At 67.6% G+C, this 1,088-nt stretch carries 1 protein-coding gene; it reads left to right on the top strand.

All coding sequences use genetic code 11. The features are described from left to right. The first annotated feature begins 101 nt into the window (after window positions 1-101). Complete coding sequence (locus tag ACZ4NB_RS38760; protein WP_467667761.1) at window positions 102-1,079, top strand: IS481 family transposase; 978 nt, start codon at window positions 102-104, stop codon at window positions 1,077-1,079. The last annotated feature ends 9 nt before the right edge of the window (window positions 1,080-1,088 follow it).

The following is a 1,088-nucleotide window of genomic DNA, read 5'->3' as shown; positions in this document are numbered from 1 at the left end:
TGTACTCGGCCATGAGGTTGGTAACTCGCGTCGGTAGTTGATCAAGAAGAGACCTCCGGGCGTAGTGGAGATGCCTGTCTTCACCACAACCGGAGGTCTTGATGGCCCACGCTAATGCCCGGCTGACTTTTCACGGCAGATGTCTTCTGGTGCGCCGTGTCGTTGACGACCGGCGTCCGGTGGCGCATGTGGCCAAGGAACTGGGCGTCTCGCGCCAGTGCGCCCACCGATGGGTGGCCCGCTTCCGAGCCGAAGGCTTCAACGGCCTGCACGACCGATCCAGCCGCCCCCACGCCTGCCCGAGGCGTACTCCCGCGCACGTCGAGACCGCAGTGCTCAGCGCACGGCGCGGCCACCGGCGGGGGCCGGACTTCCTCGCTGCCGAAACCGGCGTCCCCGCACGGACGGTCACCCGCATCCTGCGCCGCCATCAGGTGCCTCGGCTGGCCTCCTGCGATCCCCTGACCGGACAGCCCATCCGAGCCGAACGCCGCAGCCACGCCCGCTACGAACGTGCCCGGCCAGGTGAACTCGTCCACCTCGACGTCAAGAAGATCGGACGGATCCCGGACGGTGGAGGATGGCGGGCCCACGGCCGCGAAGCCGGCAAGACCTACGCACAAAAGCAGGCCCGGATCGGTTACGACTACGTCCACGCCGCCGTCGACGACCACTCCCGCCTGGCCTACGCCGAGATCCATCCCGACGAGAAGGCCGACACCTGCGCCGGTTTCCTCACCCGTGCCGCCACCTTCTTCGCAGCCCGCGGCATCGACCGCATCGAGCGCGTCATCACCGACAACGCCTGGGCCTACCGCAAGAGCACCGCCTTCCGCCAGGCCGTGGCCGACCTCGGCGCCCAGCAGCGGTTCATCCGTCCCCACTGCCCCTGGACCAACGGCAAGGTCGAGCGCTTCAACCGCACCCTGCAAACCGAATGGGCATACCGCCAGGTGTTCACCAGCAACACCGAACGCGCCCACGCGCTGGCGCCGTGGCTGAACTTCTACAACACTCGACGCCGACACACCGCGCTCGCAGGACAGCCCCCGATCAGCCGACTGTCACCAAGGTCATGACTGAGTACA

It is taken from the genome of Streptomyces sp. NPDC026575, from assembly GCF_055567415.1.
Note: the sequence above shows the minus strand (reverse complement) of the source record. Positions and strands in the feature narration are given on the sequence as shown.

Coding starts and splice junctions, on each gene's coding strand:
- ACZ4NB_RS38760 (WP_467667761.1), top strand. CDS start 102: ATGGCCCACGCTAATGCCCGGCTGACTTTTCACGGCAGATGTCTTCTG.